Here is a 23,073-nt window from a genome sequence, read left to right as displayed (position 1 = left end):
TCCTTCTGGTCCGGGGTGGTCGTCCGCCGGACCGTCGCTACTTCATGGGCGTACTCATCGCGTACTCATCGAGTGCTCATCGCAATCTCGACCTACTTCCGACTCGCGAGGTACCTGACCGCACGGTCACCCGTGCCGTTCTGTCGTTCCGTACAGCGTTCCGACGTGTGTTTCTGTTCCGTAGCACGTCGCCGCGCTACGCCGTGCCGTGTTCGCGCCCGAGGTACGGCGGGAGGTCCGCCGTGTCGAGCGGTCCCTGGGTCCGTAGGGCCCGCGGGAAGGCCCGGCGGCGGACCGCCAGGTCGTAACACGCCATGTCGGGGTGCAGATACGCACCCCGGCCGGGCAGCGTACCGCGTGGATCGGGGAGACAGCGTCCCTCGACCGTCGTGATACGCAACAGATCGCGCTTGGCCGCCCGCTTCCGGCAGCCCACGCAGGTTCGCTCAGGGCATGCTCGGGCTCGCGTCCGGCCAGACACTCTAAGTCTACCTCCCCATGCGGGCCTCACCCCTTCGGGTAAGGCTCGCGATGACATCTTCGTCGGCTACGGTGATCGGTTTCGGTCAGCGTTGCCGTTCGGCACCGTGGGCGGGCTCGGCGCCCTCCGGCTCGGTGTCCGGCCGGATGTCGATCCGCCAGCCGGTGAGCCGGGCGGCCAGCCGGGCGTTCTGCCCCTCCTTGCCGATGGCCAGGGAGAGCTGGTAGTCGGGCACGGTCACCCGGGCGGAGCGGCCGACCAGGTCGACGATCTCGACCTTGGTCACCCGGGCCGGGGAGAGCGCGTTGGCCACCATCTGCGCCGGGTCGTCCGACCAGTCCACGATGTCGATCTTCTCGCCGCCCAGCTCGGCCATGACCGCGCGGACCCGGCCGCCCATCGGGCCGATGCAGGCGCCCTTGGCGTTGAGCCCCTGCCGGGCCGAGCGGACCGCGATCTTGGTGCGGTGGCCGGACTCGCGGGCGATCGCCTCGATCACCACGGAGCCGTCGGCGATCTCCGGGACCTCCAGCGCGAAGAGCTTCTTCACCAGATTGGGGTGGGTGCGCGAGAGGGTGACGGAGGGGCCGCGTACCCCCTTGACCACCCGCACGACGTAGCAGCGCAGCCGGGTGCCGTGCTTGTAGTCCTCGCCGGGGACCTGCTCCTGCGGGGGCAGGATGGCCTCCAGCTTGCCGATGTCGACCAGCACGTTGCGCGGGTCGCTGCCCTGCTGCACCACGCCGGCGACGATGTCGCCCTCGCGGCCGGCGTACTCGCCGAAGGTGACCTCCTCCTCGGCGTCCCGCAGCCGCTGGAGGATGACCTGCTTGGCGGTGGTGGCGGCGATCCGGCCGAAGCCGCTGGGGGTGTCGTCGAACTCGCGCGGCTCGCCGCCCTCGGGCACCTCGGAGGCGTCCTCCCGGGCCCAGACGGTCACGTGGCCGGTCTTGCGGTCCAGCTCCACGCGGGCGTCCCGGCGGCTGCCGGGCTCCCGGTGGTAGGCGATGAGGAGGGCCGATTCGATCGCCTCGACCAGCAGGTCGAACGAGATCTCCTTCTCCCGAACCAGTCCCCGCAGGGCACTCATGTCGATGTCCACGGCTACGCCTCCTCGGTGCTCTCGTCGACGTCGGAGGCGGCCAGGTCCGATGCGTCGTCCGTGTCGTTGCTCTTGCGGTTGAACTCGATCTCGACCTTGGCCCGGGTGATCTCGGCGAACGCCAGCCGGCGGGCGGTGGGCTTGCGGCCCTTGACCCCGGGGACCTCCAGGTCCACGCCGGAGTCGTCGACGCCGGTGATCCGGGCGGTCAGCGAGGTGTCGTCGGCCAGCCGGGCGGTGATCAGCCGGCCGGTGTTGCGGGCGAAGTGCCGCGGTTCGGTCAGCGGCCGGTCGGTGCCGGGCGAGGTGACCTCCAGGACGTAGGGGGCGCCGCCCATCACGTCGGAGTCGTCCAGGGCCTCGGAGATCTGCCGGCTCAGCGCGGCGACGGTGTCCAGTTCGACCCCGGTGTCGCTGTCCACCACGACCCGCAGCAGCCGGCGCCGGCCGGCCGGGGTCACCGCGACCTCCTCCAGATCCAGTCCCGCCGCGTCGGCGAGCGGCTCCAGCAACTCGCGCAGCCTGTGGCTCTGGGTGGTGCTCATCCGGGTGACTCCTCGGCCGCGTGTGCTGTTGTAGGGGATCGTCGCGTGTCGGGCATGAGCCTATCGTTTCCGGCACCCGGCTGACGATTCGGCGCAGGCACCGCGAATCCGGCAGGCCGCCCGCCGCCCGCAGCGTACCCGCAGGTAGGCTCGGGGCCGGCCGTCGGCCAGTGAAGCCGCCGGGCCGGGAAGAGGCCAGGAAGGGGAACGTGCCGCACGCGAAGAGCGCCCCGTACCCGGCCGGGCCGGGCGGCCGAGCCGTACCCGCCGCGCGCCCGGCCGCGCTCACCGCCCCGGGCGCCCCCCGCCCGGCGGACCCCGCACCACTCGCCCCCGGCGTTCCGACGCGTGTGCTCCGGGCGCGGACGCCTTCGGGTGCGCCGGGTCCGTCCGTGCCGTATCCGTCCCGCGCGACCAATCGGAGGTTTCCGCAGCCATGGCCCCGGCACCGCATGTCCCGCTGGACCCGCCCGACCGGCTGGTGCGTACCGTCACCGCCTGGGAGGGCGAGGCGGGCCGCGCCTGGCTGGCCGGGCTTCCGGGGCTGGTCGCCGGGTGCCTGGAGCGCTGGGAGCTGACCCCGGAACGGGTGCAGTACCCGGGCGGGAACGTCAGCATGGTGGTCCTCGTCCGGCGGGCCGACACCACCGCGGCCACGCTGAAGATCGGCATGGTCACCGCCGAGACCGCGCAGGAGCCGGCCGCGCTGGCGCACTGGAACGGCACCGGGGCGGTAAGGCTGCTCGAGCACGCGCCGGAGGCGGGCGCGCTGCTGCTGGAGCGGCTCCACCCGGACATCAGCCTGCGGTCGCTGCCGGACGCCAAGGCGATGCTGGAGGCCGCCGGGGTGCTGCGCCGGCTGTGGGTGCCGCCGGCCGAGGCCCACCCGTTCACCGCGGTCGCCGACCACACCGCCCGCCTGGCGGCGCTGCTGCGCGAGCGGCGCGGGCGGCCGTGGGCCGAGTCCGGCCGCCCGTTGATCGACGAGGCGCTGGAGGCGTACGAGCGGCTGGCCGGCTCCCCGGTGCCGGGTGGGCCGGTGCTGCTGCACGGCGACTTCCACCAGGGCAACGTGCTCGCCGCCGACCGGCTGCCGTGGCTGGCGATCGACCCCAAGCCGCTGGTCGGCGACCCGGGGTACGACCTGGCCTGGCTGCTGCTGGACCGGCGGGAGGACCTGGTGGCCTCCCCGGGCGGCCGGGCCGCCGCCCGCCGCCGTCTGGCCAGGCTCTCCGACGCGCTGGAGACCGACCCGGGCCGGTTGCGTGACTGGACGGTCTTCCGCGCGGTGGAGGCCGGGGTGTGGTGCTGGTCGGTGGGGGACCGGACCGGCGGCGAGCTGCTGCTGGAGTTCGCCTCCTGGCTGGCGGAGTGAGCACCGGCCCCTCCCCCGGTCAGCCGCGGCGCAGCGGCAGCGGGGCGCCCATCACCGTGTACGGGGTGGGGGCGCCGGGGAAGTGCACGGGGTGGGCGAGGTCGGTGTAGCCCAGGGAGCGGTAGAAGTGGCGGGCGGGGCTGTCCAGGTCGAGGGCGGACAGGATGCTGCGCGGCAGCCCGGCCGGATCGGTCAGCCCGGTGATCAGCCGGCGTCCGACGCCGCGGCCCTGGAAGGCGGGGAGGACGTGCAGCTCCACCACGACGAAGGAGGCGTCGAGCCAGTGGTCGAGGCCGTCGCGGTGGAGGTAGGGCTCGACCACGGTGGACCACCAGTGGGCCCGGTCGTTGGGCATGCCGTAGCCGAAGCCGACGAGCCGGCCGCCGGGGGTGGTGGCGCCCAGCGCGCGTACCCCCGGCTGGGTCAGATGGCGCAGGACGATCTGGCGGCGTATCGCGATCTCGTCGTCGGTCAGGCCGAAGGCGAGGGCCTGCACGGCGAGCGCGTCGTCGACCCGGTCCGCCAGATCGAGCTTTTCCACCAGCACGTCGTCCATGCCCGGACACTACCGCCCCAAGCGGTCAGAACAACACGCTCATGAAGGCCCCGACCTCGGTGAAGCCGACCCTGCGGTAGGCGGCGCGGGCGGGGGCGTTGAAGTCGTTGACGTAGAGGCTGGCCACCGGGGCGACCTCGCGCAGCGCGTAGTGGAGGACGGCGGCCATGCCGGTCTCGGAGAGCCCTCGGCCGCGGTGTTCGGGGGCCACCCAGACGCCCTGGATCTGGCAGGCGTGCGAGGTGACGGCGCCGAGTTCGGCCTTGAAGACCACCCGGCCGTCCTCGATGCGGGCGAACGAGCGTCCGGCGGCGACGAGTTCGGCGACCCGGGCCTGGTAGAGCAGGCCGCCGTCGCCGGCCAGCGGGGAGACGCCGACCTCCTCGGTGAACATCGCCACGCAGGCCGGGGTGATCAGGTCCATCTCGTCCCGGCGGACCCTGCGCACCAGCGGGTCGGGGCGGACGTCGGCGGGCAGCGAGCGGGTGACCATCAGCGGCTGCCGGGCGCGGACCTCGCGGGCCGGGCCCCAGCTCGGTTCCAGCAGGGCCCACAGGGCGGCGGTGGCGTCGGCGGGGCCGACGATGGACGAGCAGCGGCGGCCGGCCCGGCGGGCGCGTTCGGCGAAGGCCCGTACGGCCTCGGGGCCGGCGCAGATGGGCACCAGGTTGGCGCCGGCGTAGCAGAGCGATTCCAGCCGGCCGCCGCTGTACCAGCCCCACATCTCGCCGCCGAGGCGCCAGGGGTCGAGCCCGGCGACCTGGACGCGGGCGGCGACGAAAGCATTCGCCACCGGGTCGCGGTCGAGGACGGCGAGCGCGGCGTCGAGTTCGCCGGGCTCCAGGACCTTGGTCGTGGTGGTGGTCAACACGTGGGCGCCTCGCCGGTACGTCTGCCCTCGGGTGGGCTGCTGATCGGCGGCCCCGGTGCACGGGCCGCCGATCTGCGCACTGTACCGCGACGTCCCGCCACGCGGGCGGGCGGGCGGAAGGCGGGCCGGGGACCGGGCGGGGGTCAGGAGACGGAGACGGAGGGCTCGCCGGAGGGGGTGCCGTCGTCCTTCATCTGCTCGGCGATCTTCATCGCCTCCTCGATCAGGGTCTCCACGATCTTCGACTCCGGCACGGTCTTGATCACCTCACCCTTGACGAAGATCTGCCCCTTGCCGTTGCCCGAGGCCACCCCAAGGTCCGCCTCCCGCGCCTCCCCCGGACCGTTGACCACACACCCCATCACCGCCACCCGCAACGGCACCTCAAGACCGTCCAGCCCCGCCGTCACCTCGTCCGCCAGCTTGTACACATCCACCTGCGCACGCCCGCACGACGGACACGACACAATCTCCAGACGCCGCTGCCGCAGGCCGAGGGACTCCAGGATCGCGATCCCCACCTTGACCTCCTCCGCCGGAGGCGCCGACAGCGACACCCGGATGGTGTCCCCGATCCCCTCCGCCAGCAGCGCACCGAACGCCACCGCGGACTTGACCGTCCCCTGGAACGCCGGCCCCGCCTCCGTCACACCCAGATGCAACGGGTAGTCGCACTTCTGCGCCAGCAGCCGGTAGGCGTTGACCATCACCACCGGATCGTTGTGCTTCACCGAGATCTTGATGTCCCGGAACCCGTGCTCCTCGAACAGCGAGCACTCCCACAACGCCGACTCCACCAACGCCTCCGGCGTCGCCCGCCCGTACTTCTCCAGCAGCCGCTTGTCCAGCGACCCGGCGTTCACCCCGATCCGGATCGGCACCCCCGCCGCCGACGCCGCCGCCGCGATCTCCTTGACCTTGTCGTCGAACTGCCGGATGTTCCCCGGATTCACCCGCACCGCCGCACACCCGGCATCGATCGCCGCGAACACGTACTTCGGCTGGAAATGAATGTCCGCGATCACCGGAATCTGCGACTTACGCGCGATCACCGGCAACGCGTCCGCGTCGTCCTGCGACGGACACGCCACCCGCACGATCTGGCACCCCGCCGCCGTCAACTCCGCGATCTGCTGCAACGTCGCACCGATGTCCGCCGTCACCGTCGTCGTCATCGACTGCACCGACACCGGAGCGTCCCCGCCCACCGCCACCGACCCGACCTGGATCTGACGGCTCCTACGACGATCGGCCAGCTTCAGCGGCACGGACGGCATCCCGAGCGAAATCGCGGTCATGTGCTGTGCATCCTCAACGTGTGGATCCAAGGTCCCGGCCTGAGCGGGCTCCGTTCACCGAGCCTACGGCACGCCCTTCGGGCCGGGCACATTCACCGGTGACACGCCACCGGCCGGACACCTGATGGTGCCCGGCCGGTGGTCCGTCCGTGGGGTGACGGCCGCTTTCGAACGGCGATCAGGCGATCTTGACCGGGTTGACCACGTCCGCGATCAGTACCAGCACGGTGAACGACAGGAACAGACCGGCGACGACATAGGCGACCGGCATCATCTTGGCCACGTCGAACGGTCCGGGGTCGGGCCGCCGGAAGACCCGGGCCAGATGGCGCTTGAGCGCCTCCCACAGGGCCCCGGCGATGTGGCCGCCGTCCAGCGGCAGCAGCGGCAGCATGTTGAACAGGAAGAGCGACAGGTTGAACCCGGCGACCAGCATCAGCATGGTGGCCACCCGCTGCTCCGGCGGGATGTGCAGGGAGAACACGTCACCGCCGACCCGGGCGGCGCCGATGACGCCCATCGGGGAGTCGGCCTTGCGGGGGGCGCCGTTGAACGCCGCGTTCCACAGGTCCGGGATCCGCTGCGGCAGGTCGACCAGGGACTTGGTGGCGGTGACCACCATGTCGCCCATCCGGCTCACCGAGTCGGAGAAGGACTGCCGGATGATCCCGGGCGCCGGGGTGAAGCCGAGGAAGCCGGCCCGGACGTACTGGCCCGCCACGGTGCCGCCGTGACCGTCGGACTTGGCCACCTGGTTCTCTATCAGGCTGGCGTGCAGGTCCAGGGTGCGGCCGTCGCGGCGGACGGTGATGGTGGCCGGGCCGGTGGTCTCCCGGATGTCCTTCTGGAGGGTGGCCCAGTCCTTGATCGGGTGGCCGTCGAAGGCGGTGATGGTGTCGCCCGCCTTCAGGCCGGCCAGCTTGGCCGGGGAGGCCGGGTCGCCGGCGGCGCAGGTGGTCTTGCCGTTGTTGGCGGCGGCCTGGGAGATCACGCAGTCGGAGACGGTGCTGACGGTGGTGGTCTGGGAGTTGATCCCGAACCCCATGAGCACGCCGAGGAAGAGCGCGACGGCCAGCACCAGGTTCATGAAGGGGCCGGCGAACATCACCACGACCCGCTTCCAGGGCGCGCGGGTGTAGAACATCCGGGTCTCGTCGCCGGGCCGCAGCTCCTCGAAGGCGGCCGACCGGGCGTCCTCGATCATGCCGCGCCACGGCGAGGTGGAGCGCGCCTTGACCCGGCCGTCGTCACCGGGCGGGAACATCCCGATCATCCGGATGTAGCCGCCCAGCGGGATCGCCTTGATCCCGTACTCCGTCTCGCCCTTCTTGCGCGAGAAGATCGTCGGGCCGAAGCCGACCATGTACTGCGGCACCCGGATGCCGAAGAGCTTGGCGGTGGACAGGTGGCCCAGCTCGTGCCACGCGATGGAGATCAGCAGGCCGATCGCGAAGACGACTATGCCGAGGACCGTCATCAAAGCCGTCATCCGCGAGCCTCCGCTGTCGCTTTCGTCGCCAGTTCACGGGCGCGGGCCCGTGCCCACGTCTCCGCATCGAGTACGTCCGCGAGGGTCAGGGAAGTTCCCGTTCCCGCCGCCGCCCCCCGATCGGGGGTGCCCGGCTTGACCACCCCGGCCGTGAGCCCCTGCTCGACCACCTCGGCGACGGTGTCCACGATCCCGGTGAACGGCAGCCGTCCGGCCAGGAAGGCGTCCACGCACTCCTCGTTGGCCGCGTTGAAGACGGCGGGGCGGTGCCGCCGAGTCCGCCGACGTGCCGGGCGAGGCCGACGGAGGGGAACGCCTCGTCGTCGAGGGGGTAGAACTCCCAGGTCAGTGCCTTGGACCAGTCGAAGGCGGGGGCCGCGTCAGGCACCCGGTCGGGCCAGCCGAGGCCCAGCGCGATGGGCATGCGCATGTCCGGCGGGCTCGCCTGGGCGAGGGTGGAGCCGTCGGTGAACTCGACCATCGAGTGGATGTGGGACTGCGGGTGGACCACGACCTCGATGCGGTCGAAGGGGATGTCGTAGAGCAGGTGGGCCTCGATCACCTCCAGGCCCTTGTTGACCAGGGTGGCCGAGTTGATGGTGATCACCGGCCCCATGTCCCAGGTCGGGTGGGCCAGCGCGTCGCGCGGGGTGACCCCGGCCAGCTCGGCCCGGGTACGGCCGCGGAACGGGCCGCCGGAGGCGGTGACGATCAGCTTGCGCACCTCGGAGCGGGCGCCGCCGAGCAGCGCCTGGAAGAGCGCCGAGTGCTCGGAGTCGACCGGTACGACCTGCCCCGGCGCGGCCAGCCCGGTCACCAGCGGGCCGCCGACGATCAGCGACTCCTTGTTGGCCAGCACCAGGATCCGGCCCGCCTTCAGCGCGGCCAGGGTGGGCGCCAGGCCGATGGAGCCGGTGATCCCGTTGAGCACCGAGTCGCACGGGAGGGCGGCCAGCTCGGTGGCGGCGTCCGGGCCGGCCACGATCTCCGGCAGCGGTTCGCCGGGCCCGTAGGCGTCGGCCAGCGCCTCGCGCAGCGCCGCCGCCTTGTCCGCCTGCGCGATGCCGACCGTCCGGACCCGCAGCCGGTGGGCCTGCTCGGCGAGCAGCCGTACCCGGCCGCCGGCCGCGGAGAGGGCGACCACCTGGAAGCGGTCGGGGTTGCGCAGCACCACGTCGATCGCCTGGGTGCCGATCGATCCGGTCGAGCCGAGGATCACGATCCGCCGGGGGCCACCGGGGTCGCCGTCCGGCTGGGGCCGGTAGAGCACGTGGGGATCGGCGAGGGGCGCGGGCGCGGCGAGGGGCGCGGAACTTACCGTCATGCCCCCATTGTGTCCGCAGCCGTCGGCGATGCCGACAGCGCGTGGGCCCCGCGCGCGCCCCGTACCGTGCTCCATGGCGCCGCCCGGCCCGCTCGCCCGCCCGGCCGGCTCAGCGCACCGGCCTGTGTACGTTGGCCTTCGTACTCGGCCCCGGGGTCGCGTCGGCGATCCAGGGGCCGTCCCCGGAAGGGTCGACGACGCCTTGCTCCAGCCAGGTGTAGGCGCCGCCGAGGACACCGCGCACCACCGTGCGGTCGAGGGCGTCGGTGTTGGTCCACAGCCGCCCGAACAGCTCCTCGATCCGGATTCTGGCCTGCCGGCAGAAGGCGTCGGCGAGCTGGTACGCCTCCCGGCCGTGCTGTCCCTTGGCACGCAGCATCTCGGCGCGCACGCAGGAGGCGCTCATGGCGAACAGCTCCGCGCCGATGTCCACCACGCGGCCGAGGAAGCCCTGCTTGGTCTCCATCCGGCCCTGCCAGCGGGACATGGCCAGGAAGGTGGCGCGGGCCAGCCGGCGCGCGGAGCGCTCCACGTACCGCAGATGGGTGGCGAGGTCGGGATGGCCGGCCGGGCGGAACTGGGCGTAGGCGGTGGGCAGTTGGCCGGGTCCGGTGACGAGCTGAGGCAGCCAGCGGGCGTAGAAGCCGCCGGCCCGGGCACCGGCCCGCGCCTTCTCCTTGAGGTTCTTGCCGGGGTCGATCAGGTCGCCGGCGACCGACAGATGGGCGTCCACCGCCTCCCGGGCGATCAGCAGGTGCATGATCTCGGTGGAGCCCTCGAAGATCCGGTTGATCCGCAGGTCGCGCAGCAACTGCTCGGCGGGGACGGCCCGTTCGCCGCGGGCGGCCAGCGAGTCGGCGGTCTCGAAGCCGCGTCCGCCGCGGATCTGGACGAGTTCGTCCGCCATCCGCCAGGCCATCTCGCTGCCGTAGAGCTTGGCCAGCGCGGCTTCGATGCGGATGTCGTTGCGGTCCTCGTCGGCCATGAGCCCGGCCAGTTCCAGGACGGATTCCAGGGCGAAGGTGGTGGCCGCGATGAACGAGATCTTGGCGCCGACCGCCTCGTGCTCGGCGATCGGGCGCCCCCACTGCTCCCGGGCGGCCGACCACTCGCGGGCGATCTTCAGGCACCACTTGCCCGCCCCGGCGCACATCGCGGGCAGCGACAGGCGGCCGGTGTTGAGCGTGGTCAGCGCGATCTTCAGGCCGGCGCCCTCCGGTCCGATGCGGTTGGCGGCCGGGACCCGCACCTGGTGGAAGCGGGTGACCCCGTTCTCCAGTCCGCGCAGGCCCATGAACGCGTTCCGGTTCTCCACGGTGATGCCGGGGCTGTCCGCCTCCACCACGAAGGCCGTGATGCCGCCCTTGCGCCCTTCCCCGGCGGGCACCCGGGCCATCACCACCAGCAGGTCGGCGACGACCCCGTTGGTGGTCCACAGCTTCACCCCGTCGATGACGTACTCGTCCCCGTCGGGCACCGCCGTGGTGGCCAGCCGGGCCGGGTCGGAGCCGACGTCGGGCTCGGTGAGCAGGAAAGCGGAGATGTCGGTGCGGGCGCAGCGCGGCAGGAAGGCGTCCTTCTGCTCCTGGGTGCCGAAGAGCTTCAGCGGCTGGGGTACGCCGATCGACTGGTGGGCCGAGAGCAGCGCGCCGATCGCCGGGCTCGCCGATCCGGCCAGCGCGAGCGCCTTGTTGTAGTAGACCTGGGTGAGCCCGAGGCCCCCGTACCGGGCGTCGATCTTCATCCCGAAGGCGCCCAGCTCCTTCAGGCCGCGCACCACCTCGTCGGGGACGCGCGCCTCCCGCTCGATGCGGGCGCCGTCCACGTGGGCGGTGAGGAAGTCGGCGAGCTTGCCGAGGAACTCCTCCCCGCGCTGCACCGCGTCCGGGGGCAGGGTCGGGTGCGGGTGGATGAGATCGAGCCGGAACCGTCCGAGGAACAACTCCTTGGCGAAGCTGGGCTTGCGCCAGTGCTGCTCCCTGGCCGCCTCGGCGACCTGCCGCGCCTCCCGCTCGGAGACCTTGGGTCCTGCGGATTGTGCGGTCATGGCCTACCTCCTGGTCGCCGCCTTGCCGCCAGATCCGGTGGTGTGATGTTACTCACACGTACGGGTGTCATTCTGCCCGCGCCCGGCCGCCTCCGCCAGTGCACGAGCCCGGTCCGAGGGACGCCGCTTTCCCTCACGCACGCCGCCGAGGGGGTGAGCGAGCCGAAGGGCGCGCCGATGCCGAAAGCGACGAAGGCGAGGGAGCGAGGAACGAGCGAGCGCAGTCCTGAGGAGTGTCGGCATCGGAAATGAGCGCCCGGAGGCGAGCGAACACAAAAAGGCAGAGGAGGGCGCTCCCGCACAGAGCGCCCTCCTCCATTCAGGTGGCTTACGGCCTACAGCTCCAGGCCGGTCAGGACCAGGACCCGCTCGTAGGTGTAGTCCTCCATCGCGTAGGCCACGCCCTCGCGGCCGACGCCGGACGCCTTCACGCCGCCGTACGGCATCTGGTCGGCCCGGTACGAGGGGGCGTCGCCGACGACCACGCCGCCCACCTCCAGCTCCCGGTGGGCCCGGAAGGCGGTCCGCAGGTCGTGGGTGAACACGCCGGTCTGGAGGCCGAACTTGGAGTCGTTGACGGCGGCGAACGCCTCGTCGGTGCCGTCCACCTTGTGCAGGGTGAGCACCGGGCCGAAGACCTCCTCGGTGGCGAGGACGGCGTCGGCGGGCAGGTCGGCGAGGATCGTCGGGGCGTAGTTGGCCCCGTCCCGTACGCCGCCGGTGACCAGCTTGGCGCCCTTGGCCACCGCGTCGTCCACCCAGGCGGCGACGCGTTCGGCGGCGGCCACGCTGACCAGCGGGCCCACGTCGGTGGCGGCGTCCGAGGGGTCGCCGGTGACCTGGGCCTCGGTCCGGGCCACGACCTTCTCCACCAGCCGGTCGTAGACGGCGGCGTCGGCGATCACCCGCTGCACGGAGATGCAGGACTGGCCGGCCTGGTAGTTGGCGAAGGTGGCGATCCGGGTGGCGGCCCACTCCAGGTCCTCCTCGGAGGACCAGTCGGCGAGCACCACGGCCGCGGCGTTGCCGCCCAGTTCCAGGGTGCAGTGCTTGTGCGGCACGTCCGCCTGGATCTGGAAGCCGACCTTGTCCGAGCCGGTGAACGAGATGACCGGCAGCCGCTCGTCCTGGACGAGGGCGGGCATCTTGTCGTTGGGGACGGTCAGCACGCTCCACGAGCCGGCCGGCAGGTCGGTCTCGGCCAGGATCTCGCCGAGCACCAGCGCGGAGAGCGGGGTGGCCGGGGCGGGCTTGACGATGATCGGGGCGCCGACCGCGATCGCCGGGGCGACCTTGTGGGCGACCAGGTTGAGCGGGAAGTTGAAGGGCGCGATGCCCAGCACCACGCCGCGCGGGAAGCGCCGGGTGAGCGCGAGGCGGCCGGTGCCGCCGGCGTCGGTGTCCAGCCGCTGCGCCTCGCCGCCGTTGAAGCGGCGGGCCTCCTCGGCGGCCCAGCGGAAGACCGAGACCGCGCGGCCGACCTCGCCGCGCGCCCACTTGACCGGCTTGCCGTTCTCGGCGGTGATCAGCCGGGCCAGCTCCTCGGTGCGCTCCGCGAGCCGCTTGGCCACGTGGTCCAGGGCGGCGGCCCGGACGTGCGCCGGGGTGGCCGCGAACTCGGCGGTGACCGCGTGGGCGGCGGCGACGGCCTCTTCCACCTGGGCGTCGGTGGGGACGCTCACGGTGGCGACGACGCGCCCGTCCCAGGAGTTGGTGACGTCGAAGGCGTCGTCACCGGTGGCCCGGCGTCCGGCGACCCAGAACGCCTCGACGGCTTCGCGGGTGGAAGACACAGCGGATCCCCGCCTTTCCCGTGGTGGTGTTGTTCGGTGGCTCCACGGTAGGGGGCGGCGGCCGGATCCGGGTTTGTCCACGGCGTAGTGCGCGGGTGGCCGGGCACGCCGATTCGTCAGGCGCCGGACTTCAGCGCCAGCCACAGCTCCATGCGCACGTCGGGGTCGTCCAGCGAGCGGCCCAGGATCTCCTCGACGCGCCGCATCCGGTAACGCAGGGTGTGGCGGTGGACGCCGAGGTCGGCGGCGGCGGCGTCCCACTGGCCGTGCCGGGACAGCCACGCCGACAGCGAGGCGACGAGGTCGCCGCGGGAGGTGGCGTCGTGCTCGCGCAACGGGCGCAGCAGCCCCTCGGCGAAGGCCCGTACCGCGTCGTCGCCCAGCAGCGGCAGCACCGATCCGGCGCCCACCTCGTCGTGGCCGACCAGGGTGCGGCCGCGGCGGCGGGCCACCGCGAGGGCGCGCTGCGCCTCCTGGCCCGCGGCCGGCAGTTCTTCGGCCGGGCGGGCGGTGGACAGGCCGGCGGCCAGTTCCCCGTGTTCCTCCAGGTGGCCGACGCAGGCGCGCAGCACGGCCCCGTCGGCGGCGGCGAGCACGGTGAGCCGGGGGCCGTCCTGGGTGGCCAGGACGGCTTCGGCGGCGCGGCCGGCGGCGGTCTCGGCGCGTTCGGCGAGCAGGCCGAGGGCGGCCGGCGCGGCGTCCTCCTCGGCGGGCTGACGGCGGACGGGTTCGGCGACCAGGACGCGCAGCGGACGCTCCAGCAGATCGCCGTAGAGCCGGCCGGCGACGGTGCGGGCGTGGCCGGGTTCGCCGGCCAGCAGCATGCGCAGCAGGGCGGCGCCGAACCGGCGTTGCGCGTCCTGCACGGTGCGGGACTGCTCCAGGGAGAGGGTGAGCAGGGCGACGGCGGCGTGCACCACGTAGCGGTCGGAGGTGGCCAGGCGTTCGCCGGTGCCCACGGCGAGGAAGCCGCGCGGACGGCGGCCGGTGCCCAGCGACTGGATCTCCACCCGGTCGTCGGTGCCGCCGGGTCCGGCGACGGCGGCGCTGGCCGGGGCGGGGCGGTCCCGGAGCCGTTCGATCTCGCCGGCGAGGCGGGCGGCGCGGCGGCCGGCCCAGTCGGGGGCGGCGTCCACCACGCCGCCGGAGGCGTCGTAGAGCGCGGCCCAGCCGTCGAGGTGCGCGGCGAGCCGGGCCAGCAGCGCGCGCGGGCCGTCCGGGGTGAGCGCGGCCCGGGTCAGCTCGCGCTGGGCCTCCAGACCGGCGGTGACCTCGCGGTACTGGTCGGCCGCGAGCGCCGCCGAGACCGCCTTGCTGATGGCGATGAACGGGGTCGGACGGGGCACCTGGAGCAGCGGCAGTCCGCGGTCGCCGGCTGCGGTGACCAGCGGCGCGGGGACGGTGTCGTGGCCCAGTCCGACGCCGAAGCCGAGGCCGACCACCCCGGCGTCGGCCAGCCGGTGGACGTAACCGGTGAGCGCTTCGGGGCCGGTGCCCAGTTTGAGCCCGGTGGTCAGCAGCAGTTCGCCGCCTTCGAGGTAGGGCGTGGGGTCGTCGAGTTCGCTGGTGTGCACCCAGCGGACGGCGGCGTCGAGCCGGTCGCCCCCGGCGAGCACGGTGAGCCCCAGCGCGGAGGTGCGTACGAGGGAGGCGAGGGTGGCTGGCATGGCGTTACCGATTCTGCCTCACCCCGCCTCCCCGGCCGCGCCGCGCGTCGGGCCCGGGGGCGGTTCAGCCGCGCAGGTCGACCAGGACCGGCGGGGAGTGGTCGCCGCCGACCGTGGTCAGCGAGGCGACCGCGTGGCCGGGCGGCACCGCGTGCGCCAGGTCCGAGGCCGACCAGCGTTCCCGTTCCACCTTGCGTACCGTGACCGACTCGGTGGTGGCCGCCTCCCCGGTGAACAGCCGCCGCGCCCCGCGCGCGGTGCGGCGCACGATCCCGCCGGAGACGTCGGGCGCCCGGGTGACGTCGGACTCCTCCACCCAGGTGGTCCCCCACGACTCGGCGAACCGCTTGCCGTCCCAGGTGGTCACCCCGGACAGCGCCATGCGGCAGCCGGTGGCGCCGAGCAGCGCGCTGCGCAGCGTCTCGGGGACGTCGTCCAGGGTGCGCAGCGCCAGGACCACGCCGGCGTGGGCGGAGCGCAGCCGTTGCAGTCCGCGGACCGCTTCGGCGGTGACGGCGCGGGCGGCGTCGTCCAGCACGAGGCAGGCGAAGACCGAGCGGTCGCGGCGGGCGGTGGCGGCGGCGGTGAACTGGGCGAGCAGCAGCCGGGCGAGCATCCTGCTGGCCTCGGCGTGGCCGCGCTGCGGCAGGTCGATCCGGACCCGTACCGGGTGTTCCAGGGCGCTCAGGGCGAACGGCCGGGTCTTGCCGCTGACGTCGAAGAAGCCGGCGAAGGCGGGCCGGTCGAGCAGCGCCACCCGGTCGGCCAGCAGCGCGCCGATGTCGCCGGGGCGCCCCGACTGGCGCTCCCAGGCGGCCAGTTCGCGGGCCCAGGCGTGTTCCTGGGCGGCTTCGAGGGCGTCGCGCAGGGTGGCGAGGGCGGGCTGGTTGCCGTCCAGCAGTTCGCGCAGTTCGGGTACGGCCGGGAAGCGGCCGTGCGCGGCGCGGTAGGGGCCCAGGACGCGGGCGAGCGCGGTGGCGGCCCGGCGGGGGTCGGCCTCGGGTCCGTCGAAGCCGTCGAGGAGCGCCTCGGCGAGCAGTCCGGCCGCCTCGTCGGGGTCGGCGGTGCCGCCGTACAGGTCGAGGTCGTAGCCGGAGGCGGGGTCGCCGAGGCGGATGACCACGTCGAAGGCGTCGTCCGGGCCGAGCGCGGAGCCGGCCGCGCCGACCGCGACCACGGCGGCGCCGCCGGCCAGCGCCTGCAGGCACAGCGACTCGACCACCGGGCGCACCACGTGCCGGGTCTTGCCGGCCCCGGGCGGCCCGACCACCAGCAGCGAGGTGCCCAGCAGCGCCGGGTCGAGCGCGAAGCCGACGCCGCGGTAGGCGTAGGGGTTGCGCTTGCCGTCGTCGGCGGCGCCCAGGCGCACCTGGGCGGTGTACAGGTCGTGCCGGGCGGTGCGCACCGGCAGGTCGCGGGCGCCGGAGGGGTGGGCGAAAGCGGCGGCGCCGTGTTCGGCCACCGCGCGGGCGTACGCCGCGGTGCCGTCGGGCCGGGTACGCAGCCGGGCCCAGGCCCGGTGGAGGCGGACGAAGTCCACGTCGTTGAGGGCGCCGCGCAACGTCTCGTCGGCGAGCCGGTCCGCCGTCGCGTGCTCCCCGGCGGCCCGCAGCTCGGGCCATCCGGCGGGGTCGTCGGCGCCGGTGGCGGCGGGGTCCGCGGCGGTGCCGGCGGAGCGGGCCGCCTTGGCGGCGGAGGCGGCGCGGGCGGTGCGGCGCAGGAGGGGGAGGAGGTAGCGGCGGACGGCCTCCGGCCAGCGGCCCGCGCGCCCGCACAGCACCGCGATGACCAGCGCGAGGAGGACGTAGTAGGAGTAGCCGAGGGCCTCGGCCGAGCCGGTGCCCAGCCAGGAGTCGGGGGTGACCCACTCCAGCGGCCAGATCAGGAACGGCAGGTAGCCGTCCCAGAAGAGCGACCACACCACCGCCCCGCACACCAGCGCCCCCACCGCGCCCCCCACCAGCCGCCGATCCGGCAGCCGCTCCGGCTCCTGGGCGGGGCGCGGGACGTGGCCGTAGGCGTAGGTGCCGGGGGCGCCGGCCACGCGGGGGGTGCGCAGCCAGGTCAGGAAGGGCGCGGCCCGGTCCTCGTGGGCGGCGCCGAGGGCCTGCCCGGGGACGTGGCCCGGGCCGGGGGGCGGCGGGGCGCCGGGGGCGTAGGAGGGCTTCGGCGGCGGGGCGGGCGGCGGCACCGCCGGGGACGACGCCGGGGTGGACTCGCGGTATCCGTAGCCGTGTGCGCCTTCGACGTCCATCTATCGCTGTCCCTCGCCCTGACCAGCCGACCGTCTGCCTGTCCCGGTGCCCGGGGCCCGGTGGGCTCAATGTACTGAGGAACGGCCGGTGATGGGCAGCGGCAGGCCGGGGGTGGTCGCCCCGGGCGCCACTGTCCGCGGCGTCGAAACGTCCTCGCGCACTGCTCCCTATCGGAGTGTGCGCGGCGCGCCGGTCACGGCATAGCCTGCGGGAAAAGGCTGTGATCGCAAGGAGTAAGCCCTCATGACCGAAGTGTCCGGTGGCCCCGCGCTGCCCCAGGAACGTCGTCTCGTCACCTCGATCCCCGGCCCGAAGTCGCAGGAGCTGCTGGCGCGCAAGACGGCCGCGGTCGCGGACGGCGTGGGCACGACCCTGCCGGTCTTCGTGACCCGGGCGGGCGGCGGCGTGCTGGAGGACGTGGACGGCAACTCGCTGATCGACTTCGGCTCCGGCATCGCGGTCACCTCGGTGGGCAACAGCGCCGAGGCCGTGGTCCGCCGGGCGACGGAGCAGCTGGCGGCGTTCACCCACACGTGTTTCATGGTGACCCCGTACGAGGGCTACGTGGAGGTCGCCGAGCGGCTGGCCGAGCTGACCCCGGGCGACCACGCCAAGAAGTCGGCGCTGTTCAACTCCGGCGCGGAGGCGGTGGAGAACGCGGTCAAGATCGCCCGGGCGTACACCAAGCGCACCGCGGTCGTCGTCTTCGACCACGGCTACCACGGCCGCACCAACCTGACGATGGCGCTGACCGCCAAGAACATGCCGTACAAGCACGGCTTCGGGCCGTTCGCGCCCGAGGTGTACCGGGTACCGCTGGCGTACCCGTTCCGCTGGCCCACCGGGGCGGAGAAGTGCGCCGACGAGGCCGCGGCGCAGGCGATCGACGTGGTCTCCAAGCAGATCGGCGCGGAGAACGTGGCCGCGATCATCATCGAGCCGATCCAGGGTGAGGGCGGCTTCATCGAGCCGGCCAAGGGCTTCCTGCCGGCGATCGCCCGGTTCGCCCGGGAGAACGGCATCGTCTTCGTCGCCGACGAGATCCAGACCGGCTTCTGCCGTACCGGCCAGTGGTTCGCCTGTGAGGACGAGGGCGTCGTCCCGGACCTGATCACCACCGCCAAGGGCATCGCGGGCGGGCTGCCGCTGGCGGCGGTCACCGGGCGCGCGGAGATCATGGACGCGGCCCACGCCGGCGGCCTGGGCGGCACCTACGGCGGCAACCCGGTGGCCTGCGCCGCCGCGCTGGGCGCCATCGAGACCATGAAGGAGCTCGACCTCAACGCGAAGGCGAAGCGGATCGAGGAGGTCATGAAGGGCCGCCTGACCGCGCTCCAGGAGAAGTTCGCGGTGATCGGCGAGGTCCGCGGCCGGGGCGCGATGATCGCGGTGGAGCTGGTCAAGCCGGGCACCAAGGAGCCGGACGCCGCCGCGACCGCCGCCGTGGCCAAGTTCTGCCACACCAACGGCGTGGTGGTGCTCACCTGCGGCACCTACGGCAACGTGCTGCGTTTCCTGCCCCCGCTGGTGATCGGCGAGGACCTGCTCACCGAGGGCCTGGACGTCATCGAGAACGCCTTCGCCGCGCTGTGAGCACCCCGCGGTGACATCGCCGCGCCCGGCCCCGCCTCCCCCGCCGTTCCGGCCCGGGGGGCGGGGCCGGGCGTCGTGACGGTAGGTAGTCGCCGGGCGGGTGCCGGTCGGCGTGAAGAACCTGTGCGGGGCTGATGAGGGGTGGGTGAGCGCTCCCCCGCGAGGTCCCGTCCGTGACCTACGGTGGTCGCAGATGAAGGAAACACCCCGCCGCTCGCGGGAGACCGCGGGCGACACCCCGTCGACGGATCCCCATCGTCGACACGGCAGTGCCCTCGCGCACAACACCGTCGGAGCCACTGGCCCCGGCACCCTTCGCCGCTCGTCCGGCCGCGCGTCCCAAACCCCCCGGGACGCCCGGTACGGCGACCGGCACGGCCGCCCTGGAACATCCCCCCCTGTTCCGGGGCGGCCGACTTCTTCCCCGCTCCGAGCCGCCCTCGTGCCGTTCGCCGTGCTGCTGGTCGCGGCGCTCACCTGGCAGGTCGCCGGCCACGGGCCGCTGTACCGGTGGGACACCTCGGCGGACGCGGCCGTGCTGCGGCTGGCGGCAGGTCGTCGCGCGGTGGCCCCGGTCGCCCAGTTCTGGGCCGACGCGGGCAACGTGACGGTGGTGCTGCCGGTGCTGGCGCTCGCGGTGGGGTACGGGGCCTGGCGGCGCCGGCGCCGGGGCGGTGCGCGGTGGTGGGGGCCGGCCGTGGCGCAGGCGGTGGCGATGGCGTGCGCGCTGCCGCTGGTGGTGGGCCTCAAGGCGTTGGTCGCGCGGCCGGCGCCGGGCGCCACGCGTCTGGTGGCCCACTCCGGCTACTTCCCCTCCGGTCACGCGGTGACGGCGGCGGTGGGGTACGGGCTGTGCGTGCTGGCGCTGGCGCCCGGTACGGCGGCGGCACGGCGGTGCCTGGCCGGCGCCGCCGTGCTGCTGAACGTGGCCGTGGGCGCCGCGCTGGTGTGGCGCGGCTACCACTGGCCGCTGGACGTGGCGGCCGGCTGGGCGCTGGCCGCGATCGTGCTGGAGGTGACCCGACGGGTCGTCAGGAGTTGGTGGGGAAGCCCAGGTTGATGCCGCCGTGCGAGGGGTCGAGCCACCGCTGGGTGACGGCCTTGCCGCGGGTGAAGAAGTGGACGCCGTCCGGGCCGTAGGCGTGGGTGTCGCCGAAGAGCGACGCCTTCCAGCCGCCGAAGGAGTAGTAGGCCACCGGCACCGGGATCGGCACGTTGATGCCGACCATGCCGACCTCGACCTCGCGCTGGAAGCGGCGGGCGGCGCCGCCGTCGTTGGTGAACAGCGCGGTGCCGTTGCCGTACGGGTTGGCGTTGATCAGCTCCAGGCCCTCGTCGTAGGAGCCGACCCGGACCACGGAGAGCACCGGGCCGAAGATCTCGTCGTTGTAGACGGACATGCCGGGCTTGACGTGGTCGAAGAGGGTCGGGCCGAGCCAGAAGCCGTCGGCGGTCTCCGCGCCGTCGACCGGGTGGCTGCGGCCGTCCACCGCCAGGGTGGCCCCGTCGGCGACGCCCGCGTCGAGGTAGGAGGCGACCTTGTCCCGGTGGGCGCCGGTGACCAGCGGGCCCATCTCGGAGTCGCCGGAGCAGCCGGGGCCGACCTTCAAGGCGGCCATCCGCTCCTTGATCCGGGCGACCAGTTCGTCCCCGACCGGGTCGACGGCGACCAGGACGGAGACGGCCATGCAGCGCTCGCCGGCCGCGCCGAAGCCGGCGTTGACGGCGGCGTCGGCGGCCAGGTCGAGGTCGGCGTCGGGGAGCACCAGCATGTGGTTCTTGGCGCCGCCGAGCGCCTGGACGCGCTTGCCGTAGCGGGTGCCGGTCTCGTACACGTAGCGGGCGATCGGGGTGGAGCCGACGAAGGAGACCGCCTTGATGTCGGGGTGTTCCAGCAGCCGGTCGACGGCGGTCTTGTCGCCGTGCACCACGTTGAAGACACCGTCCGGCAGCCCGGCGCGCTGCCACAGCCGGGCCAGGAACCCGGCGGCCGACGGGTCCTTCTCGGACGGCTTGAGCACCACGGTGTTGCCGGCCGCGATGGCGATGGGGAAGAACCACATCGGCACCATGGCGGGGAAGTTGAACGGCGAGACGACGGCGACCGGGCCGAGCGGCTGGCGGATGGAGTACACGTCGATGCCGGTGGACGCCTGCTCGGTGAAGCCGCCCTTGAGCAGCTGCGGGATGCCGCAGGCGTACTCGACGACCTCCAGGCCGCGGGCGATCTCGCCGAGCGCGTCGGAGTGCACCTTGCCGTGCTCGGAGACGATGATCGCGGCGAGTTCGTCGCGGTGCTGGTTGAGCAGCTCGCGGAAGGCGAAGAGGACCTGGGTGCGCTTGGCCACCGAGGCGTCCCGCCAGCCGCGGAACGCGGTGACAGCGGCCCCGACCGCCTGGTCCACCTCGGCGATCGACGCGAAGTCCACCTGACCGGTGACCTTGCCGGTCGCCGGGTCGTACACGTCGCCCCGCCGCTCGGCGGAGCCGGACCATTCCTGGCCGGCGATCCAGTGCGTGATGTGCTTGGTGGTCACGTCAGACCTTCCTTGTCGAAGCGTGGCCGGAGCCGTTGTCGGAAGCCTCCCCGGTCAGTCTCGCGGCCGGCCGGGCACGCCACAACACGCAAGGTGTCGGGGTGAGCGCGATCCGCTTTACACATCGAAGCCCCGGAAGTCGTCGTGGCGGAGCGCCACCGCCTCGTGCAGGGCGCTCTCCAGCAGCGCCGGGTCGGTCAGCCGCCCGGAGCCGTCCGGTGGCACCAGCCAGCGGATGCCGCGCGGCCGGCGGCCGGGGTGGGGTACGGCGATCCAGCTGCCGGACCCCGCGGTGCGTACCCCGGTGGCCACCCAGTACCGCCCGGTGCCCGGTGGGACCAGCCAGCCCAGCCGGGTCTCCCCGGCCGTGGCGAGCACCGGGCCGGGGCGGCCGGCCAGCCGGACCAGGACGGCGAGCGCGGTGCGGCCCAGCGTGCCGTCGGTGATCGCCACGTCCCAGCGCCGTCCGGCGGGCAGCAGCGCCACCCCGTTGGGGTCGCGCTCCCACGCCCAGCGGCACGCGCGGGGGTCGGGTGCCGCCGATGCCAGCCAGTCGGCCGCCTTCCTCGCCTGCGCCCCGTCCATGTCCGCTCCTCCCACTCGACCGGCTCCGTACCGTCAGAGCGCGCTCGGCGGCGGTCATGACGCGGGACGGGGCGGAGAAAACGTGAGGGCGTGTGAAGACGGCGGCGCCCCCGGCCGGTGGGCGGGCGGGGGCGCGGGGCGGGCGGGCCGGTTCAGCTGTCGAAACCGAGGCCCAGCTTGTCCATGGTCTTCAGCCACAGGTTGCGGCGGCCGGCGTTGCGGTCGGCGCGGGCCAGTGAGCGGCGGGTGAGCTCGATGCCGGCCCAGGCGACCGGTTCCGGCGGGAACGGCAGCGGCTTGGTGCGCACCATCTCCAGCTCGGTGCGCTCGGTGGGCTCACCGGCGAGCAGGTCGAGCATGACCTCGGCGCCGAAGCGGGTGGCGCCCACCCCGAGCCCGGTGTACCCGGCCGCGTAGGCGACCTGGCCGCGGTGGGCGGTGCCGAAGAACGCCGAGAAGCGCGAACAGGTGTCGATGGCGCCGCCCCAGGCGTGGCTGAAACGCACCCCCTCCAGCTGCGGGAAGCAGGTGAAGAAGTGGCGGGCCAGCTTGGCGAAGGTCTCCGGGCGCTGGTCGTACTCGGCGGCGACCCGGCCGCCGAAGGGGTAGATCGCGTCGTAGCCGCCCCACAGGACGCGGTTGTCGGCGGTGAGCCGGAAGTAGTGGAACTGGTTGGCGCTGTCCCCCAGGCCCTGCCGGTTCTTCCAGCCGATGGAGGCCAGTTGGGCGTCGCTGAGCACCTCGGTCACCAGCGCGTAGTCGTAGACCGGCACCACGAACGGGCGGACGCGCCGCACCAGGGAGGGAAAGACCCCGGAGCCGAGGGCGGCCTGGCGGGCGAAGACGCGGCCGTAGGGGGTGCGGGCGGCGACCGCGGTGCCGTTGGCGGCCAGCCGGGTGGCCGGGGTGTGCTCGTAGACGCGCACCCCGGCCTCCTCGCAGGCGCGCTTGAGGCCCCAGGCGAGCTTGGCCGGGTGGAGCATGGCCACCCCGCGCCGGTCCCACAGACCGCCGAGGAAGGTGGGCGAGTCGACCTCGGCGCGCATCGCGTCCCGGTCGAGGAGGTCGAGTTCCACGCCGAGCCCGGCCGCCTCCTCGGCGAGCGCGTGCAGGTCGTCGAGCTGGTAGGGCTCGGTGGCCACGTCGATCTCGCCGGTGCGCTCGAAGTCGCAGTCGATGCGGTGGCGGGTGACGGTCTCCTCGATGGCGTCGAGGTTGCGGGCGCCCAGCTCCTCCAGGGCGCGCAGGTCGGCGGGCCAGCGTTCCAGGCCGTTGCCGAGGCCGTGGGTGAGGGAGGCCGCGCAGAAGCCGCCGTTGCGGCCGGAGGCGGCCCAGGCGATCTCCTTGGCCTCGACCAGGACGACGTCCCGGCCGGGGTCGCGTTCCTTGGCGATCAGCGCGGTCCACAGCCCCGAGTAGCCGCCGCCGACCACCAGCAGGTCGCAGTGTTCGTCACCGACGAGCGCGGGGTTGGCGGCGGGCCTGCCGGGGTCCTCCAGCCAGAACGGTGCCGGGCGCGCCTCAGCGAGCGAACGGGCTGGGTCCATCGTTCTCA

The 23,073-nt window shown here is 73.7% G+C and carries 17 protein-coding genes and 1 pseudogene; 3 read left to right on the top strand and 15 right to left on the bottom strand.

Translation table 11 applies throughout. The features are described from left to right. Positions 1-196: 196 nt before the first annotated feature. From SCATT_RS21235 to rimP, 3 genes are all read right to left on the bottom strand, one after another. Positions 197-481, bottom strand: coding sequence for a YlxR family protein (locus SCATT_RS21235; protein ID WP_042507581.1), 285 nt, complete (start codon positions 479-481; stop codon positions 197-199). Positions 482-566: 85 nt separating this feature from the next. Further along, positions 567-1,583, bottom strand: a complete 1,017-nt coding sequence (gene nusA / locus SCATT_RS21230) for a transcription termination factor NusA (RefSeq protein ID WP_014145197.1) — start codon at positions 1,581-1,583, stop codon at positions 567-569. A 2-nt stretch (positions 1,584-1,585) separates the two neighbouring features. After that, positions 1,586-2,128 carry a ribosome maturation factor RimP gene (gene rimP, locus SCATT_RS21225; protein ID WP_014145196.1) on the bottom strand — a complete coding sequence of 181 codons (543 nt, stop codon included), beginning with the start codon at positions 2,126-2,128 and terminating at the stop codon, positions 1,586-1,588. 436 nt (positions 2,129-2,564) lie between these two features. Between rimP and SCATT_RS21220 the strand changes: the two genes are divergently transcribed. Continuing rightward, a complete protein-coding gene (locus tag SCATT_RS21220; protein ID WP_014145195.1) occupies positions 2,565-3,503 on the top strand; it encodes an aminoglycoside phosphotransferase family protein in 939 nt (312 codons plus the stop codon). 19 nt (positions 3,504-3,522) lie between these two features. Here SCATT_RS21220 and SCATT_RS21215 read toward each other — a convergent pair whose 3' ends face one another. The 9 genes and pseudogenes from SCATT_RS21215 to SCATT_RS21175 form a co-directional block, all read right to left on the bottom strand. Further along, a complete protein-coding gene (locus tag SCATT_RS21215; RefSeq protein ID WP_014145194.1) occupies positions 3,523-4,059 on the bottom strand; it encodes a GNAT family N-acetyltransferase in 537 nt (178 codons plus the stop codon). A 25-nt stretch (positions 4,060-4,084) separates the two neighbouring features. Next, a complete protein-coding gene (locus SCATT_RS21210; RefSeq protein ID WP_014145193.1) occupies positions 4,085-4,930 on the bottom strand; it encodes a GNAT family N-acetyltransferase in 846 nt (281 codons plus the stop codon). 143 nt (positions 4,931-5,073) lie between these two features. Further along, positions 5,074-6,228 carry a flavodoxin-dependent (E)-4-hydroxy-3-methylbut-2-enyl-diphosphate synthase gene (ispG, locus tag SCATT_RS21205; RefSeq protein WP_014145192.1) on the bottom strand — a complete coding sequence of 385 codons (1,155 nt, stop codon included), beginning with the start codon at positions 6,226-6,228 and terminating at the stop codon, positions 5,074-5,076. A gap of 178 nt (positions 6,229-6,406) precedes the next feature. Then, positions 6,407-7,717, bottom strand: coding sequence for a M50 family metallopeptidase (locus tag SCATT_RS21200; protein ID WP_014145191.1), 1,311 nt, complete (start codon positions 7,715-7,717; stop codon positions 6,407-6,409). Next, positions 7,714-9,041: pseudogene (dxr, locus tag SCATT_RS21195) on the bottom strand (1-deoxy-D-xylulose-5-phosphate reductoisomerase). The gene SCATT_RS21200 and the pseudogene dxr overlap by 4 nt, the downstream one beginning before the upstream one ends. A 109-nt stretch (positions 9,042-9,150) precedes the next feature. After that, positions 9,151-11,088 carry an acyl-CoA dehydrogenase family protein gene (locus tag SCATT_RS21190; RefSeq protein ID WP_014145189.1) on the bottom strand — a complete coding sequence of 646 codons (1,938 nt, stop codon included), beginning with the start codon at positions 11,086-11,088 and terminating at the stop codon, positions 9,151-9,153. 335 nt (positions 11,089-11,423) lie between these two features. Beyond that, positions 11,424-12,881 carry an aldehyde dehydrogenase family protein gene (locus SCATT_RS21185; protein ID WP_014145187.1) on the bottom strand — a complete coding sequence of 486 codons (1,458 nt, stop codon included), beginning with the start codon at positions 12,879-12,881 and terminating at the stop codon, positions 11,424-11,426. A gap of 116 nt (positions 12,882-12,997) precedes the next feature. Then, the gene (locus SCATT_RS21180) at positions 12,998-14,548 is read right to left on the bottom strand and encodes a PucR family transcriptional regulator (protein ID WP_014145186.1); all 1,551 of its coding nucleotides are present in this window, start codon (positions 14,546-14,548) and stop codon (positions 12,998-13,000) included. Positions 14,549-14,612: 64 nt separating this feature from the next. After that, a complete protein-coding gene (locus SCATT_RS21175; RefSeq protein WP_014145185.1) occupies positions 14,613-16,802 on the bottom strand; it encodes a type IV secretory system conjugative DNA transfer family protein in 2,190 nt (729 codons plus the stop codon). A gap of 244 nt (positions 16,803-17,046) precedes the next feature. Here SCATT_RS21175 and gabT point away from each other — a divergent pair, with 244 nt between their 5' ends. Both gabT and SCATT_RS21165 read left to right on the top strand, forming a co-directional pair. Next, positions 17,047-18,396, top strand: a complete 1,350-nt coding sequence (gabT, locus tag SCATT_RS21170) for a 4-aminobutyrate--2-oxoglutarate transaminase (protein WP_014145184.1) — start codon at positions 17,047-17,049, stop codon at positions 18,394-18,396. A 442-nt stretch (positions 18,397-18,838) separates the two neighbouring features. After that, the gene (locus SCATT_RS21165; RefSeq protein ID WP_014145183.1) at positions 18,839-19,456 is read left to right on the top strand and encodes a phosphatase PAP2 family protein; all 618 of its coding nucleotides are present in this window, start codon (positions 18,839-18,841) and stop codon (positions 19,454-19,456) included. On the opposite strand, the gene SCATT_RS21160 is transcribed toward SCATT_RS21165, so the two are convergent. From SCATT_RS21160 to SCATT_RS21150, 3 genes are all read right to left on the bottom strand, one after another. Next, positions 19,428-20,933, bottom strand: coding sequence for a CoA-acylating methylmalonate-semialdehyde dehydrogenase (locus tag SCATT_RS21160; RefSeq protein ID WP_014145182.1), 1,506 nt, complete (start codon positions 20,931-20,933; stop codon positions 19,428-19,430). The two genes, SCATT_RS21165 and SCATT_RS21160, sit on opposite strands and share 29 nt — an antisense overlap. A 117-nt stretch (positions 20,934-21,050) precedes the next feature. Beyond that, entirely contained in the window at positions 21,051-21,518 is a 468-nt protein-coding gene (locus SCATT_RS21155; RefSeq protein ID WP_014145181.1) for a bifunctional DNA primase/polymerase, read from the bottom strand. Between the two features lie 152 nt (positions 21,519-21,670). Continuing rightward, positions 21,671-23,065, bottom strand: a complete 1,395-nt coding sequence (locus SCATT_RS21150) for an NAD(P)/FAD-dependent oxidoreductase (RefSeq protein WP_014145180.1) — start codon at positions 23,063-23,065, stop codon at positions 21,671-21,673. Positions 23,066-23,073: the final 8 nt, after the last annotated feature.

Origin of the sequence: Streptantibioticus cattleyicolor NRRL 8057 = DSM 46488 (assembly GCF_000240165.1) — a bacterium.
Classification (GTDB): domain Bacteria; phylum Actinomycetota; class Actinomycetes; order Streptomycetales; family Streptomycetaceae; genus Streptantibioticus; species Streptantibioticus cattleyicolor.
Note: the sequence above shows the minus strand (reverse complement) of the source record. Positions and strands in the feature narration are given on the sequence as shown.